The following is a 2,335-nucleotide window of genomic DNA, read 5'->3' as shown; positions in this document are numbered from 1 at the left end:
TCTTCCAAATGCTTCGCCCCTACTGACAACTGACTAATATCTAAGAACCTGTGAGCATAATATAAGCACCCCAGGCTTGGGCAACAACTGCGATGACAGTGGAGCAGATAGGATGAGGGCTATTAATTTTTTTGCCACCTTTAGTTTCTAAAGTTTGGATATCAATCCAAGGAGTTGCCCCCCGTCGTAACCAACCTGTAACAGTGATTTGTCTGCCAATCAAGTCTTGAGGATTGAATGACTTTCCTAACCAGGGAATATGATGTAATTTAATTAAACCTTGGCTAGATTGCAGGATTAGGTCTTGTGCTAAACAATTGCCAATACCAGGGCGGCCTAATAGCTTACCAGTAAACCGAACTCTAATGCTATCAATTGGTAAAATAGCGGGATTTGCTAAGAGGTTGGTAAAGTTTTCATCTTTTTGAACATTGACAGGTGTAATATCGGGAAATAAAGCATTTATCCGCATAACTGTGCCAATGCTAAAGCCAATCAACATACAACCGCCGACAAAAGACCAATTATCATAGATCCACTTGAGGTTTAACAAGTGTAAGGTGTATGCTGTTTGCCAAATTAACCAAGTTAGACAGGCAAATACAACACCGAGGGGGATTCCCAACCAAGGGGCAATTTGTAAATAGAAGGATTGGGGCCTGATGAGAATGGGTTGTGATGGCTTTGTTTGATATAATTCGGTGTCTAAATGCCAATGACGGGCTATTTGACAAAGGCGTTCGATGCGATCGCCTATTGTTGGATGACAACTATTAATTGTAAACCATTGCCGATAGGGATGAAAATTTTCCCACTTTAAAAATGATTCAAAAGGTAGATGACCGGCGGTGCTACCTAAAATTATGCTGTGTTGGTATGCAACTGGCGAGAGGAGATTCAGGCTTTCTAACTGCCAACAGGTTTGTTCTTTGAGGCTGATATCATGGGCTACACCAATGGATATTTTCAGTAAAGCGCGAATTAGTCCATTAGGATTACCGGTGATTTCTGCGGCCAGGCGATCGCTATGGTAAAGCCGCAATTGGCAATTAAGTAAGGCCGTACCCGTGAACAGACACCAAATTGCATAGTTGATGGCTGCTAAAACTGTACCTGGCCAACGCCAAATTTTACTGTCATGTTGATTTCCCCAAACTGACACTTGCTGATATATTCCATAAAATGGCATGGCCACGAGTAAAACTAGGGACATGACCGCAAAATCCCAACGCCCAATTTGTCCTAAAGATAAAGCATAGATGGCAGCTATTTCGTCATCTGCCAGTTGTTCTAATAAACCTTGACTAACAGTTATTCTCGCTGTGCGGGGGAGGTTGCCATAACTGATAATCATCGGGGCGGAAATTGGTAAGATTCTCAGTTGAGGGGTTGACCCGTGCCGCTGTTGGCAAGCGCGTTGTAATACTCTGGGTGTTTCCCGGCTGTAGGAGTTTAATTTCTCTTTGGTTAACTCTTCTTGACCGGAAAATCTTGTTAGTACCCAGTCGAGCAACCAAGGAGACGATGCCATGAAGATGATCAACAATCCCAACATCAAGGAACTAGGATCGCTATATAAAATCTGGATGGGTTCTAAGTAGGGCAGTTGATAGAGAATTTGATTGATTAAACCCAATACTAATTTAAGCACTTCTCGACAAGTCCAGAACAATGCCATGAATGTTCCCAGAGCAAGTAGTCGAGAGGGAATGATGTTAGGCTTGCCTAGGGGTTGCCACACTTTAGCGCGTCTAGCATTGCGCCAATAAACGCTAATCGGTTTGATAGTGTTGTTACCATCATTACCAGTATAAGCTGTTTGTAGCTGTGGTTGGGCAGGATTTAAACTAGAAACAAGTCCATTACTGGTTTTATGGGATTTTTTCTTCTGGTTTTTGCGTTTATGCAGGTGTTCAAGAGCAAGTGTTGCCCACTCTTGAACTTGGGGATTACTATTAGCAATCAGATTTTGACACAGAGCGATCGCCTTAGAGACTTCACCCGTGCGGGCATAGGACATCACTAACCCAACTTGCGCCTGTAAACAAATCCTTTCTTGACTTTGATCTTTGGCTAGTGGTTGAAGGTTAGCGATCGCTGTGTAGTAATTCCCCTGCTTGAGAGCAGCTAAACCAGCCTCTAAACATGATTCAGCGTGGGAAGGCATACAAACTTTGGTACTCCAATCTGTTCTAGGTGACAAATAGCACGCTTATTGAGATACCCTGATCATTGGTGATTGGTGATTGGTCATTGGGTAACTTTGGGTAACTTCTTTCTTCCTCCTGACCACTGACCACTGACCACTGTACGGGCGAAGCATTTGGAGAACTAT

General features: G+C 43.2%; 1 protein-coding gene. It reads right to left on the bottom strand.

From position 1 onward, the window contains the following. Positions 1-40: 40 nt before the first annotated feature. Positions 41-2,167, bottom strand: coding sequence for a zinc metalloprotease HtpX (locus FJR06_RS01290; protein WP_015078672.1), 2,127 nt, complete (start codon positions 2,165-2,167; stop codon positions 41-43). Between the last annotated feature and the right edge of the window lie 168 nt (positions 2,168-2,335).

Origin of the sequence: Dolichospermum sp. UHCC 0352, from assembly GCF_009711925.1 — a bacterium.
In the GTDB taxonomy this organism is placed as follows: domain Bacteria; phylum Cyanobacteriota; class Cyanobacteriia; order Cyanobacteriales; family Nostocaceae; genus Dolichospermum; species Dolichospermum lemmermannii.
This window is presented reverse-complemented; position numbering and strand designations above follow the sequence as displayed.